Raw genomic sequence first — 13,346 nt, 5'->3', positions numbered from 1 at the left:
TAGGTCCCCCTCTAGGTCTGCAGGCGTCTATACGACGCCGCCGGGGTGGACCTGGGTTCCATCGAATTTGTGTGCGAACGCCGACACGCCGCCTCGCGGCGGAATCGTGCGAGACGAATCCGCCGCCAGACGGCGTGTCGGGGACTAGATCAGTACTTGCCGAGAGCGATGGCCACGTTGTGGCCGCCGAACCCGAATGAGTTGTTGATGGCGTACTTGTAGTCGCCCGTGCGGGGCGCCTTGCTGACGACATCGAGGTCGATCTCCGGATCCAGCGTGTCCAGGTTCAGCGTGGGTGGAATAACGCCTTCCTGCAACGACTTCACCGTGATGATCGCCTCGACGGCGCCGACCGCACCTACCGAATGGCCCAGCGCACCCTTGGGGGCGTACACCGCGGTGTGCTGCAAGCCTGCGCGTTGGATCGCGTTGGCCTCCGCTACATCGCCGACGCTCGTCGCGGTGGCATGGGCGTTGATGTGATCGATGTCCTTGGCGTCGAGCCCCGCGGTCTCCAGCGCGCGGGTCATCGCCTTGGCGGCGCCGATGCCGTCAGGGTGCGGGGCCACCACGTGGAAGCCGTCCGAGGTGATCCCCGCCCCCAGCAGGCGGGCATAGATCCGGGCGCCACGGGCCTTGGCGTGCTCCTCGGTCTCGATGACCAGGAGTGCACCGCCCTCACCGAACACGAAGCCGGTGCGGTCCTTGTCGAAGGGACGTGATGCCCCCGCTGGGTTGTCGTTGTTCGTCGACATCACGATGCGCATGTTCGCGAACGCCGCGATGGGCACGGCCTCGATGACCGCCTCGACACCACCGCAGATGGCGATATCGGCATCGCCGTAGGCGATCTGGCGCCATGCGTGGGCGATACCCTCGTTGCCCGAGGCGCACGCCGACACGGGCGTGATGACGCCGCCCCGAGCCTTGCGCTCCAGCCCGATGACGGCGGCCGGCCCGTTGGGCATAAACATCTGAACGGCCAGGGGTGAAACGACTTTTGATCCGTTGACGCGCATCGCGTCGTACGCCTCGACCATCTTCTCGGCACCGCCGAGGCCGGTGCCGACGGAGACCGTGAGTCGCTCCAGGTCGACCTCGGGTGCGCCGGCGTCCTCCCACACCTGGCGGCCCAGGAACGCCGCCATGCGCTGGACATAGGACAGTCGACGGTGCTCGATCTTGGTCATGTCCTTGTCGAAGTCGCGGACCTTGAGATGGCCGCCGATCCTGACGGGCAGGTTGTACTGGGCGATGAAATCGTCTTCGAGAGTGTGGATGCCACTCTCGCCGTTCAAGAGCCCCCGCCAGGTGCCCTCGACGTCTGGCGCGATCGAGGTCATCATCGACATACCGGTGATGACGATGTTCGGGAAGCCGCCATTTGCGGTGGATGGTCGGGTCATTATCGAGATCCCCCCGTGGACATGTACGTGGCGAGCACGTTTATCCCCTTTCCAAACTCTTCTTCGAGCTGTCTGCTAGACCGAATTTTAGTAAGTCGTCTGCTAGCGAACTCCGTCAGGGTGGGTCACCAAGCAGATTCGGTCATGAACCTTATGCGAAATTTGTGTGGGAACTGCACAAATCGATGAGGTGTGTCCTGACGGTTGACGCCCCATAGCGCAGCGTCTCCAAGGTAACGGGCAAATGAATGAAGGGTCGAGTTACCTGCGCTCAACCAGGGCGGATGTGACCCGCCGCACAGTGCCCGCCACGGATGGAGATCTGTAGCATTGCTCACTATTGGGTCTAGTTTGCCTTGAGATGGGAGCCACATGCGGGTCGATGGGGACACTTGGGACATCACGTCCAGCGTGGGGGCGACCGCTCTCGGTGTTGCGGCGGCCCGCGCCGTGGAAACGTTGCGGCCCGACGCATTGATCCGCGATCCGTTTGCGCGAGTTCTCGTCGACGCGACCGGCAAGTCGACGGGCTGGGAGCGGCTCGCCGCCGGCAACATCGACTGGCCGGACCCCGAGGCCGGCGAAATCTACAGCCGGATGGTCGACTACCAGGCCACCCGCACGCATTTCTTCGACGCGTACTTCCTCGCCGCGACCGCTGCGGGCATCCGGCAGATCGTGATCCTGGCGACCGGCCTGGATTCCCGCGCGTACCGCCTCGACTGGCCGGCGGGCACCACCGTGTACGAGATCGATCAGCCCCAGGTTCTGGAGTTCAAGGCGTTAACTCTCTCCGCTCATCGGCCGACCGCACAGCGCCGTACCGTCGGCATCGATCTGCGTGAGGACTGGCCGACCGCGCTGCGTGCGGCCGGGTTCGACGCCGCCCAACCGACCGCGTGGCTCGCGGAAGGTCTGCTGCCTTACCTACCCGCCGACGCGCAAGACAGTCTCTTCACCGACGTCGGCGCGTTGAGTGCCGCAGGAAGTCGCATCGCCGTGGAGGGGTACGACGGGAAGCTGGTGCTCGACGAGAGTGAAGAAGAGGCCGCTCGTCGGGAACGCGTGCGCGCCGCCTTCAAAACCGCCGTCGATATCGACGTCAAGATCGAGAACCTGATCTACGAGGACGAGAACCGTGCAGATGCCGCCGAATGGCTTGGGGCGCGCGGCTGGTCGGTGACCAAGACCGACGCGCACGACGAGATGGCGCGGCTCGGCCGGCCGGTACCCGAGGACGTCGACAAGGGGACGTTCCGAGGCCAGCTGATCCAGGGAGAGCTCCGGTGACGAACGGGACCACGCGGACCGAGAACGACAGCTGGGATATCGCGAGCAGTGTGGGTGCTACCGCTGTCATGGTGGCCGCGGCGCGGGCAGCCGAAACCCGCAGTGCCACACCGCTGATCAGTGACCCCTTCGCGCACCTGCTGGTGGAGCGGGCGGGAGATGGGGCCTGGTCGGCGATCGCTAGCGACAACCTGCGCCGGCAGCTCGCCGAACTCGATCCCGAGGCCGAGCGCATCATGCAGTACGCGGTGGACTACCAGGCTGTGCGTACCCGATTCTTCGACGGATTCTTCGGGCGGGCGGCCGACGCGGGAATCACCCAGGTGGTGATCCTGGCTGCTGGGCTGGATTCCCGTGCCTATCGCCTGGATTGGCCGGCGGGGACCACGGTGTACGAGATCGACCAGCCGCTTGTGCTGCAGTACAAGCGCGAAACACTCGGCGAGCATCATGTGCAACCCGCCTGCCTGCGACGTGAGGTACCGATCGATCTGCGACAGGACTGGCCGGCGGCACTGCAGCAGGAGGGTTTCAATGTCGCATTGCCCACCGCCTGGCTGGCCGAGGGGCTTCTCATGTATCTGCCGACGGAGGCGCAGGACCGGCTCTTCGAATTGATCGCGGACCAGAGCGCGCCGGGTAGTCGGATCGCTGTCGAGGCCGTCGGCCCAGACAATGCCAAGCGCCAAGAGTTCCGCAGCAGGATGCGCGAGCACTTCGACCGGGCGCGCACGCTCGCCGGAATCGACGGCGAGTCGATCGACGTCGGCTCGCTGATGTACCACGACGAGGACCGCACCGATGTCCCACAGTGGCTCGCCGGCCGGGGCTGGACGGTTCGGGCGATACCCGCCGAGGTGGAGATGGCGGATGCGGGCCGACCGGCCTACGCCGATGAGGATGTGCGCGGGAACATCCTGATCGAGGCCGAGCTCAAGCGCTAGGGCTCACTCGCGGCAGGGGTGCTGGGGTTCTCACGCCCCAACCAGTTGGTTACCATCGGTGATACAGCTCACTTAGCTGCCATCGCTGGGCCGTGTGAATATGCGTGACCTGCGGAGATGCGCTCGATGATGAGCCTGCAATCGAGAGGAACGGATATGACCACCGAGATCTCTACGCCCGCCGACCAGCACGCTGCGCCCGAACCCTCGCGGATTCCGGAGATCGTCCGGGGCCTGCGGGAAACGTTCGCGACCGGTCGCACCCGCGACTACCACTGGCGCAAGGCGCAGCTCGTCGGCTTGGAGCGACTCTTCTCCGAGAACGAAGCCGTCATCGCCACCGCACTGCACGAGGACTTGGGTCGATCCTCGGCCGAAGCCTGGATCGCCGATGTGGTTGGGTCGGTCGTCGAGGTCGTCCATGCGCGCAAGAACCTTCGCCGGTGGATGCGACGCCGGCGGGTGCGGGGTCTTCCGCTCGCCCAACTGCCCGCCAAGGCATGGTCGGTGCCCGAGCCGTACGGCACCGTGCTGGTCATCGGTGCATGGAACTTTCCCCTGTATCTGACGCTTGGACCGGTGGTCGGTGCGCTGGCCGCGGGCAACACCGTGGCCATCAAGCCGTCGGAGATCGCACCTGCCTCGTCGGCGTTGATGGCCAAGCTCATTCCGCAGTACCTCGACCCGCATGCGGTGGCCGTCGTCGAGGGCGACGGCGAGGTCACGCAGGAACTGCTGGCCCAGGGCTTTGACAAGGCGCTCTTTACCGGTGGCGCCGAGATCGGCAAGCGCATTCTGGAAGGTGCCGCGCAGCACCTGACGCCGGTCGCACTGGAGCTGGGTGGCAAGTCGCCCGTCTATGTGGCCGCCGACGCGAACATCGAGGTGGCCGCCCGCCGTATCGGATACATGAAGGGCCTCAACTCGGGTCAGGTCTGCCTGGCCCCCGACTACGTCCTTGTCGACCCGAAGGTGCGTGACGAACTGGTCGAGAAGATCACGGCCGCGTGGGCGGAGTTCCAGTCCGACAAGGAATCCAAGGGACTTCGGGTGGTTAACCAGCGTCAGTTCGATCGCTTGGTGGGGTACCTGGCCGCGACAGAAGGAGCCGTCGTCACCGGCGGTGGCTCCGATGCGTCTGAGCTCACCATCGAGCCGACGATCGTGGTCGACCCGAGTGCGGACGAGCCGCTCATGGAGAACGAGATCTTCGGGCCGATCCTGCCGGTGCTGACGGCCGACTCGCTGGATGACGCCATCGGATTCATCAACTCACGCCCAAAGCCCTTGGCGGCCTACGCATTTACCGAGTCGAAGCGGGTGGGTAACCGATACATCGACGAGGTGCCGGCCGGTGGCACGGTGATCAACCACCTGCTGTACCACGCGGTCATCCCGAAGCTGCCCTTCGGTGGCGTTGGTGCCAGCGGTATGGGTGCCTACCACGGCAAGGCCGGCTTTGATGAGTTCAGCCACCTCAAGTCGACCCTGTACAAGAGCACCAAGATGGACATCAAGCTGCCATATCCGCCATACCTCGATAAGAACCTAAAGCTGATGAAAAAGCTTATGTAGCAAAGAGGTTCGATTCGCTGTGCTATTCAACAACCCAATGAAGTGTCAAGTGAATAGGAGTTCTGCATGCCGGGAGTGCAAGACCGGGTAATCGTCGTGACCGGAGCCGGTGGGGGATTGGGCCGCGAATACGCGCTCACCCTCGCCGGAGAGGGCGCGCAGGTCGTCGTCAACGATTTGGGCGGTGCCCGTGACGGATCCGGGGCCGGTTCGGTGATGGCCGACGGTGTGGTTGACGAGATCAAGGCGGCCGGTGGTCGCGCCGTGGCCAACTACGACAGCGTGGCGACCGAAGAGGGCGCCGCCAACATCGTCAAGACCGCGCTGGACGAGTTCGGTGCCATCCACGGCGTGGTGAGCAACGCCGGCATCCTGCGGGACGGCACGTTCCACAAGATGACCTACGACAGTTGGCATGCGGTGCAACAGGTTCACCTGTACGGCGGATACAACATCACCCGCGCCGCGTGGCCGCATTTCCGTGAGCAGGGCTACGGACGGATCGTGGTCGCCACCTCGACCAGCGGACTGTTCGGCAACTTCGGGCAGGCCAATTACAGTGCGGCCAAGCTCGGCCTGGTCGGCCTCATCAACACCCTGGCCCTCGAGGGTGCGAAGTACAACATCCACTCCAACGCGATCGCGCCGATCGCGGCAACCCGCATGACCGTCGACATCGCCCCGGAGGCGGTGTTGGACAAACTGCCGCCGTCGTTCGTGGCCCCGGTCGTCGGATACCTGTGCACCGAGGAAAGCACCGACAATGGGTCGGTTTTCGTGGTGGGTGGCGGAAAGGTGCAGCGGGTCGCGCTGTTTGAGAACGCCGGAGTTACTTTCGAGCGCCCGCCGAGCGTGGACGACATCGCACATGCGTGGCCGGTAATTGCTGACCTAGCGGATGCCGCCAAGGCCGGCCCGCCGTCGCTCGCATGAAAGCGATTCAGGCGCAGTCGCTCTCGGGCCCCGAAGGTCTGGTCTACACCGATGTTGAAACACCGGGAGCCGGCCCTAATGTCGTCATCGTCGACGTCAAGGCCGCGGGAGTCTGCTTCCCCGACTATCTGATGACCAAGGGCGAATACCAGCTGAAAATGGAGCCGCCCTTCGTCCCGGGAATCGAGACTGCCGGCGTGGTGCGATCGGCACCGGCGGGCTCCGGGATCAACCCCGGCGACCGGGTGATGGCTTTCAATTTCATTGGCGGATATGCCGAACGCGTGGCAGTGGCTCCCTCCAACGTCTTGCCCACCCCACCGCAGCTGGACGATGCCGAGGCCGTTGCGCTGATCGCGAACTACCACACCATGTACTTCGCGTACGCCCGCCGCGGAAAGCTGCAGCCGGGGGAGACGGTGTTGGTACTGGGTGCGGCGGGCGGTATCGGTACCGCCGCGATCCAGATTGCCAAGGGCATGGGCGCCAGGGTGATCGCCGTGGTCAACCGGACGGCCGCAACCGAATTCGTCACCAGCGTGGGTGCCGACGTCGTGCTGCCGCTGCGGGAGGGCTGGGCCCAGGCGGTGCGTGAGGCGACCGGTGGCGTCGGAGTCGACATGGTGGTCGACCCCATTGGCGGGCCCGCCTTCGACGATGCGGTGCGCACGCTGGCCTCCGAAGGACGGTTGCTGGTGGTGGGATTCGCCGCGGGCGCAATACCGACCGTCAAGGTGAATCGCCTGCTGCTGCGCAATGCCTCGGTTGTCGGTGTGGCCTGGGGCGAGTTTCTGCGTACGCATTCGGACTACCTATACGAGACCCAGGCAGGACTGGAGAAGCTTGTCGCCGAGGGTATGAGGCCTCCGGTGAGCGTGCGGGTTCCGCTGTCGGAAGGTCGGCAGGCGCTGCAGGACTTCGCCGACGGCAAGGTATTCGGGAAGATGGTTTTGGTTCCGTGATGGGCCAAACAGGCAAGATCTTCAACGGGATTGACGAGGTCGCCGCCGGAGATCTCGGGACCACCGATTGGCTGCTGGTGGATCAGGAGCGCGTCAACACTTTCGCCGATGCCACCGGCGATCACCAGTGGATTCATGTGGATCCCGAGCGTGCCGCGGATGGCCCGTTCGGTGGCACCATCGCCCACGGGCTGCTCACGCTGGCCTTGTTGCCGCAGTTTCAATTGCAGCTCATTCGCGTCGACAACATCGCCATGGGAATCAATTACGGCTACAACAAGGTTCGATTCATCAATCCGGTGCGGGTGGGATCGAGGCTGCGGGCCTGCGCCGAGGTGACCAATGTCGAGCAGAAGCCCGGTGCCGTAGACGTGACCATCGTGACGACGGTGGAGATCGAAGGTTCTGACAAGCCGGCCTGTGTGGCCGAATCGATTTCGCGCTACATCGCATAGCCTCGCCTCGCCGAGAGTGAAGCTAATGAGGAAAATCCGCCAAAATCCCGCAATGGCTTCACTCTCGGCGCGGAGGGGCGGCGCTACAGCGCATTTCGCGCACTGCGCGGGAAGGGCGAAGGACAGCAAGGCTCCTGTGGTCATTTTCGGTCTGGCCCAATAGAATCGCGACCTGCCGGTTTGTCGCCCGCTGTCAACGATTTGGACACAAAACTTGACGGGGTGGCGAAAATCTCACTGGATCTACGACGATGTGTAGATCACGTCAGTCAGGTGTTATGTTACTGCTCAGTTCGGACTCTTCGATTCTCTGTGACCAGCGAAGATGGTGGGCCCGAGAGGTTTGGATGAGAGGGCATCACGTGGGTCAGCCAGCACGCGGACGTGTTGCCCTTGGGTATTCGGTGCTGTCGATCGCGAGCACACGATGACCACTTTTGAGGGGACCAGCCCGGCGCGGCCCGCCACACCTTCTCGCGACGCGGTTTCGGGCGCGTTCAAGGAGTACGTACGCAAGCATCCGGTGCAGGCCGTGGAGACCGCGGGCAGCCAGGTCGTGCTCGGCGTTCGGTCGATGCAGTACATGTTCTCCGACATCGTTCACCGCGTCTTCCCGTGGAAGGAATTCATCCACCAGGGTGCGTTCATGGCCGGCAGCGCGGTGGTGCCGACGCTGCTCGTTGCCATCCCCATCGGTGTCACCCTCTCCATCCAGTTCGCGTTGCTGGCAGGCCAGGTCGGTGCGGCCTCGCTGGCCGGTGCGGCCAGCGGTGTCGCGATCGTGCGCCAGGGCGCCTCGTTGGTGGCCGCGGTGCTGATGGCCTCCGCGGTCGGCTCGGCCATCACCGCAGACCTGGGATCGCGAACCATGCGAGAAGAGATCGACGCTATGGAAGTGATGGGTGTGTCGGTGATTCGCCGCCTCGTCGTGCCCCGCGTCGCCGCGGCGGTCCTGGTGGGTGTCGGGCTGACGGGTACTACCTGCTTCGTCGGCTTCCTGGCGAGTTATCTGTTCAACGTGTATTTCCAGCACGGAGCACCCGGCAGCTTCGTCGCCACCTTCGCCTCCTTCACGCGAGTCGACGATCTGATCTTGGCGCTCCTCAAGGCGATTCTGTACGGCCTCATCGTCGCCGTCGTTGCCTGCGACAAGGGTCTGACCACCAAGGGCGGTCCCGCAGGTGTGGCCAACTCGGTGAACGCCGCCGTCGTCGAATCGATCCTGATTCTCATGCTGGTGAACGTGTTGGTCAGCCAGGTGTACGTCATGGTCTTCCCCCGGCACGGGATATAAGGGGGCGGGCTATGACTATCTCTGCGTATCGCCCCAAGGGCGTTCAGCCCATCATCGATTTCGGGCATGCGATCGCTCAGTCGATCCGGCGGCTCGGGCACATGCTCGCGTTCTTCGTCGAAGCCCTCGCGTCCATCCCGAATGCCTTGCGTTACTACTCCAAGGAGTTCTTCCGGCTGCTGGCCGATGTCACTTGGGGTAACGGATCGCTGGTTACCGGCGGCGGCACTGTCGGCGTCGCGGCCGTGCTGGGCGGCACGATCGGTGCCCTCATCGGTATCGAGGCCTACAACCTCCTGAACATCATCGGCCTGGGTCCGGCCACCGGCTTTATCTCTTCCCTGGTGTCGACCCGCGAGCTCGCGCCCGTCATGGCGGCGTTGGCCTTCGCGATGCAGGCCGGTTGCCGCTTCACCGCACAGTTGGGCGCGCAGCGCATCAACGAGGAAATCGACGCACTGGACGCGCTGGCGATCCGGCCCATCCCGTACCTGGTCACCACGCGACTGCTGGCCTCCACCATCGCCGTCGTTCCGCTGTATCTGCTGTGCCTGGTGATCAGCTACATCACCTGCCGCCTGCTCGTCGGGATCTCCAGCGGCGGCTCGATCGGTGGTGCCTACAACCACTACTTCACGATGATGTTGACCGGTACCGACATCGTCTATTCGGTGATCAAGGCCGTCATCTTCGTCTGGATCGCCTCGACCATCCAGTGCTACTTCGGATTCAACGCCTCCGGTGGACCCGAGGGCGTGGGTGTGGCCGCCGGGCACGCGATGCGCGCGGCCATCACCGTCGTGATCATCGTGAATATGCTGCTCACCATGGCGCTGTGGGGAGTCGATGCCGGCGCAAGGTTCGGTGGTTGACGTGAGCAGCAGCTCCTTCTCGGCAAGTGGTCGTGGGTGGTCCGATCGTGGTCTGCTCATCGCGGGCGTTTCGGTGCTCGCCATCCTGGGTTTGGTGACCGGGTTGTTGCTCGCCAAGTCCAAGGGCTACCTAGAGGACACCGTCAAGGTTGAGGCGCAACTGACGAACGTCGGCGACGGCCTGCCCGAACGGGCCGACGTGAAGTTCCGCGGCATGCTTGTCGGCGCCGTCACGTCCGTCACTCCTGCCGAAGACGGCAAGCCGAACGTCGTGCACATCGACCTGAAGTCGGAGCACGCCAGTGGAATTCCGAGCACGGTCACCGCGCGCGTGGTGCCGAGCAACGTGTTCGCGGTGTCCTCGGTACAGCTGGTCGACAACGGTGACAGTGCCGCGCTGCGCAACGGCGCGGTGATCTCCGAAGACACCAAGCTGCCCACCGTGCTCTTCCAGACCACGACCAACAAGCTGCGTGAGGTGCTCGCCGCCACCGAACGGCAACGCGGCGACCCGCCTATCGGCATCATCGGCGTGCTGGGGCAGGCCACCCAGGGACGCGGCGACAAGCTGTTGACCTCCGGTGCCCGGCTGCAACGCATCCTCACCGAATTCAATGCGATGGTCACCGCCAGCCCCAATGATCCTTCGACGATCGCGGCGCTGGAGAAGATGACCGAGGCGCTGAGCACCACGTCACCGCGACTGCTCGACAACCTGGAGAACGCGCTGGTGCCGTTGCGCACCATCGCGCAGAAGGAGTCCGACGTACGCGGGCTGCTGTCGGCGGGTCTGCACACGACTGGGACCGCGTCTACCGCGATTGACAACCACATCGACCAGATGATCGGCATCGGCACACATCTGACCCCGGTGGTCGGTGTCCTCGCGCAGAACTCGGACAAGTTCGAGCCGATCGCCTCGCGTATCAAGGTGCTGTCGGATTCGATTTTCGCCAACGGTTGGGATCCCGGTCGCCAGGTTCTCGGCCTGAACCTGATCCTGTCGTTCACGCCGGCCTGGACCTATGTGCGTGATGACTGCCCGCGCTATGGCGAGCTCGCCGGGCCCAGCTGCACCACGGCGCCCGAGACGCGCCAATGGATCGACATCCCCGAGGTGCTCCAGCCGGGCAGCTACAAGCCGCCGCCGGACATCGCGCCGCCGGCGGGAACCATCTTCCCGCCGACCGCGGCCGACATCATGCTGCACGGCGGAGGTCCCAACCCGCAGGAGGTCGACAGGTCCGCCAATCCGGTGCTGCCGCCATTTGGACCGCCGCCCAATCCTGCGCCTGCAGGCGTGGCGCCCGCCTCGTTCGGCGGAAACGTTGGACCCGTGGGCAGTGCGGTCGAGCGTGACCAGCTCGGAAAGGCACTGGGGGGCAATCCGAACACCGCGCAGCAGCTGCTGCTCGGCCCGGTGGCTCGCGGGATGACGATCTCGGTTAGCCAGGACAACGCCGAAGGTGATTCGGCGCAAGCGAATCCGGTCGGTGCGCAGGCGGGCCGGGGAGGAACACGATGAAGAACTTCCGGGCCGCGGTGATCGGGCTGTCGCTGTTCGTCGCGTTCGCCATTGGCGTGACGACACTGGTGTACGGCACCTTGCGCCGCGACACCACCGGTGATACCAAGAGCTACACCGCGATCTTCACCGATGTCACCGGCGTGCGGTCCGGCGACGACGTACGTATCGCCGGTGTGCGCGTGGGCCGCGTCGATTCGATCGAATTGGATGGTGCGCTCGCCAAGCTCAAGTTCCGGGTCAAGAGCAACCAGAACCTGTACGGCAATTCGATTGTCTCGGTGACCTATCAGAACATCATCGGGCAGCGGTACATCTCGCTGTCCCGGGGACCCGATGGCAGCCCGGAACGTCTCGCCGAGGGCAGCGTGATCCCGGTAGAGCGCACCGAACCATCCTTCGACGTCGGCGCGTTGCTCAACGGATTCGAGCCGTTGTTCACCCTGCTGGACCCCAAGCAGGTCGACAACCTGTCCAACGGGCTCATCGATGCCTTCGCGGGTGACACCGGCGCGCTGGCCCATGTGGTTGCGCAGACCACCGAGATCACCAAATCCTTTGCCGGACGCGATCGGTCGCTCGGTGAGCTCATCGAGAACCTCAACACGGTGCTGGACAACGTCGCCAAGCAGAACGACAACCTGGACCAACTCGTTGTGCAGGGCCAAAACGTGGTGGGCGAGCTGGACAACCGCCGCAAGACCCTGGTGTCCTCGCTCGGTTCGGCCACCCACGTGGTGAATCGGATCCAGACCATCGGCGACAACGTGTACCCGCAACTGCAGGAGATGATCTACCGCGAGCCGGGCACGGCGGCGCACATCCTTGCGAACAAGGATCAGTTCGCGTTCCTCGGCGCCAACCTGCCGCTGCTCCTCAAGGGTCTGGCGCGCACGACTCAGGATGGCGCGTACGGCAATTCGTACGCCTGCTCGCTGAATATCAACGGATTCTTCCCGGGCCTCAACGACCTGGTGCCCGCCATCGTCCGGCACGCCACACACGGTGGTGTCGCCAAATACACACCGAAATGCCGAGGGATCGAATGAGCCCCCGTGAACGCACGCTAGAAGACCGCAGCAAGTTCTGGATCGGCATGATCGCCGTCGGAGTTGTCGTGGCGATCATCGCGGCCATGCTGATGTTCCGCCAGATCGGTGTCGGGTACACCCGGTACCAGGCCGAGTTCGCGCAGGCGGCTCAGCTCAAGAAGGGTGACTACGTCAGCGTCGCCGGGGTGGACATCGGCGAGGTGAAAAGCGTTGTGCTCGACGGCACCAAGGTGCTCGTCGACATGCGGGTGCGCGACGAAGTGAAGCTGGGCTCCGAGACCCAGGCCGCCATCAAGACCACCACACTGCTGGGTTCGCGGTACGTCGAGTTGCGTCCGCGTGGTGCGGGCGCCATCCCGAACAAGCGAATCATGCTGTCGCACACCGAGGTGCCGTACGACCTGCAGGCGCTGCTCGCGGATACGGCCGCCACCTACGAGCAGGTGGACACGGCCAAGTTGGCCCAGTCCATCGAGATTCTGGCCAAGCAGCTCAACGGGCTACCCGAGGCGCTGCCCGACGCCATGAAGAACCTCAAGGAACTGTCCGGAATCGTCGCCACCCGGCGCACGCAGATCGGTGAGCTCCTCAAGAGTGCATCCACCGTGACGTCAACGCTGCATCGGCAGCAGGCGAACCTCGGACACCTGGTCTACCAAGGCCGGGACCTGCTGGGAGAGTTTGTATCCCGCAAGGCTTCGTTCCAGCGCCTGATGGTTTCGATCACCAAGGTGGTCGATCTGCTGAGCAAGGTTGTTGTCAAGGATCGGCCCGCATTCGAGACGCTGCTGCGCCAGCTCAAGGACGTGACCGCGATGGCCAGCGATCACGACGACTACATACGAAACCTGTTGCAGATCCTGCCCGTACCGCTGCGGAACCTGACCAACGCGACCGGCTCGGCCTACTCCCTGAACATCAACCTGATCAACGGTCTGGTCGTCGACAACTGGATGTGCGCCATCAGCAGCCGCGCCGAGCAGTGGGGCATGCTCGAATACTTCAAGGACTGCGAATGAGCATCGCGAATGAGCGCAA

12 protein-coding genes are annotated in these 13,346 nt (G+C 64.3%); 11 read left to right on the top strand and 1 reads right to left on the bottom strand.

Translation table 11 applies throughout. From position 1 onward, the window contains the following. Nucleotides 1-149: 149 nt before the first annotated feature. Entirely contained in the window at nucleotides 150-1,406 is a 1,257-nt protein-coding gene (locus tag FZI91_RS07760; RefSeq protein WP_155938235.1) for a KasA/KasB family beta-ketoacyl-ACP synthase, read from the bottom strand. A 372-nt stretch (nucleotides 1,407-1,778) separates the two neighbouring features. Here FZI91_RS07760 and FZI91_RS07755 point away from each other — a divergent pair, with 372 nt between their 5' ends. The 11 genes from FZI91_RS07755 to FZI91_RS07705 all read left to right on the top strand — a co-directional run bounded on the left by FZI91_RS07755 (nucleotide 1,779) and on the right by FZI91_RS07705 (nucleotide 13,327). After that, nucleotides 1,779-2,696: a class I SAM-dependent methyltransferase gene (locus tag FZI91_RS07755; RefSeq protein WP_155938233.1), complete on the top strand. Its 918-nt coding sequence runs from the start codon at nucleotides 1,779-1,781 to the stop codon at nucleotides 2,694-2,696. 68 nt (nucleotides 2,697-2,764) lie between these two features. Beyond that, nucleotides 2,765-3,640, top strand: coding sequence for a class I SAM-dependent methyltransferase (locus FZI91_RS07750; protein WP_375234389.1), 876 nt, complete (start codon nucleotides 2,765-2,767; stop codon nucleotides 3,638-3,640). A 156-nt stretch (nucleotides 3,641-3,796) separates the two neighbouring features. Further along, a complete protein-coding gene (locus FZI91_RS07745; RefSeq protein ID WP_155938231.1) occupies nucleotides 3,797-5,215 on the top strand; it encodes an aldehyde dehydrogenase family protein in 1,419 nt (472 codons plus the stop codon). 66 nt (nucleotides 5,216-5,281) lie between these two features. Further along, entirely contained in the window at nucleotides 5,282-6,148 is an 867-nt protein-coding gene (locus FZI91_RS07740) for an SDR family oxidoreductase (protein WP_155938229.1), read from the top strand. Beyond that, on the top strand, nucleotides 6,145-7,110 hold the full coding sequence (locus tag FZI91_RS07735) for an NADPH:quinone oxidoreductase family protein (RefSeq protein ID WP_155938227.1): 966 nt from the start codon (nucleotides 6,145-6,147) through the stop codon (nucleotides 7,108-7,110). The genes FZI91_RS07740 and FZI91_RS07735 overlap by 4 nt, the downstream gene beginning before the upstream one ends. Next, complete coding sequence (locus tag FZI91_RS07730; protein ID WP_155938225.1) at nucleotides 7,110-7,565, top strand: MaoC family dehydratase; 456 nt, start codon at nucleotides 7,110-7,112, stop codon at nucleotides 7,563-7,565. Before FZI91_RS07735 ends, FZI91_RS07730 begins: the two co-directional genes overlap by 1 nt. A gap of 427 nt (nucleotides 7,566-7,992) precedes the next feature. Next, a complete protein-coding gene (locus tag FZI91_RS07725) occupies nucleotides 7,993-8,859 on the top strand; it encodes an ABC transporter permease (RefSeq protein ID WP_155938223.1) in 867 nt (288 codons plus the stop codon). An 11-nt stretch (nucleotides 8,860-8,870) separates the two neighbouring features. Further along, nucleotides 8,871-9,731: an ABC transporter permease gene (locus FZI91_RS07720; RefSeq protein ID WP_155938221.1), complete on the top strand. Its 861-nt coding sequence runs from the start codon at nucleotides 8,871-8,873 to the stop codon at nucleotides 9,729-9,731. A 1-nt stretch (nucleotide 9,732) separates the two neighbouring features. After that, complete coding sequence (locus FZI91_RS07715) at nucleotides 9,733-11,256, top strand: MlaD family protein (protein ID WP_162526510.1); 1,524 nt, start codon at nucleotides 9,733-9,735, stop codon at nucleotides 11,254-11,256. Next, the gene (locus FZI91_RS07710) at nucleotides 11,253-12,305 is read left to right on the top strand and encodes an MCE family protein (protein ID WP_155938217.1); all 1,053 of its coding nucleotides are present in this window, start codon (nucleotides 11,253-11,255) and stop codon (nucleotides 12,303-12,305) included. Before FZI91_RS07715 ends, FZI91_RS07710 begins: the two co-directional genes overlap by 4 nt. Next, complete coding sequence (locus tag FZI91_RS07705) at nucleotides 12,302-13,327, top strand: MCE family protein (protein WP_162526509.1); 1,026 nt, start codon at nucleotides 12,302-12,304, stop codon at nucleotides 13,325-13,327. The genes FZI91_RS07710 and FZI91_RS07705 overlap by 4 nt, the downstream gene beginning before the upstream one ends. The last annotated feature ends 19 nt before the right edge of the window (nucleotides 13,328-13,346 follow it).

This window comes from Mycobacteroides sp. CBMA 271, assembly GCF_009729205.1.
Lineage (GTDB): Bacteria > Actinomycetota > Actinomycetes > Mycobacteriales > Mycobacteriaceae > Mycobacterium.
The sequence above is the reverse complement of the archived record's forward strand: the minus strand, read 5'-3'. Positions and strand labels throughout refer to the sequence as shown.

What these genes read in the sequence shown, in the direction of transcription:
- FZI91_RS07760 (WP_155938235.1), bottom strand. Translation starts at nt 1,406, where the DNA reads ATGACCCGACCATCCACCGCAAATGGCGGCTTCCCGAACATCGTCATC.
- FZI91_RS07755 (WP_155938233.1), top strand. Translation starts at nt 1,779, where the DNA reads ATGCGGGTCGATGGGGACACTTGGGACATCACGTCCAGCGTGGGGGCG.
- FZI91_RS07750 (WP_375234389.1), top strand. Translation starts at nt 2,765, where the DNA reads ATGGTGGCCGCGGCGCGGGCAGCCGAAACCCGCAGTGCCACACCGCTG.
- FZI91_RS07745 (WP_155938231.1), top strand. Translation starts at nt 3,797, where the DNA reads ATGACCACCGAGATCTCTACGCCCGCCGACCAGCACGCTGCGCCCGAA.
- FZI91_RS07740 (WP_155938229.1), top strand. Translation starts at nt 5,282, where the DNA reads ATGCCGGGAGTGCAAGACCGGGTAATCGTCGTGACCGGAGCCGGTGGG.
- FZI91_RS07735 (WP_155938227.1), top strand. Translation starts at nt 6,145, where the DNA reads ATGAAAGCGATTCAGGCGCAGTCGCTCTCGGGCCCCGAAGGTCTGGTC.
- FZI91_RS07730 (WP_155938225.1), top strand. Translation starts at nt 7,110, where the DNA reads ATGGGCCAAACAGGCAAGATCTTCAACGGGATTGACGAGGTCGCCGCC.
- FZI91_RS07725 (WP_155938223.1), top strand. Translation starts at nt 7,993, where the DNA reads ATGACCACTTTTGAGGGGACCAGCCCGGCGCGGCCCGCCACACCTTCT.
- FZI91_RS07720 (WP_155938221.1), top strand. Translation starts at nt 8,871, where the DNA reads ATGACTATCTCTGCGTATCGCCCCAAGGGCGTTCAGCCCATCATCGAT.
- FZI91_RS07710 (WP_155938217.1), top strand. Translation starts at nt 11,253, where the DNA reads ATGAAGAACTTCCGGGCCGCGGTGATCGGGCTGTCGCTGTTCGTCGCG.
- FZI91_RS07705 (WP_162526509.1), top strand. Translation starts at nt 12,302, where the DNA reads ATGAGCCCCCGTGAACGCACGCTAGAAGACCGCAGCAAGTTCTGGATC.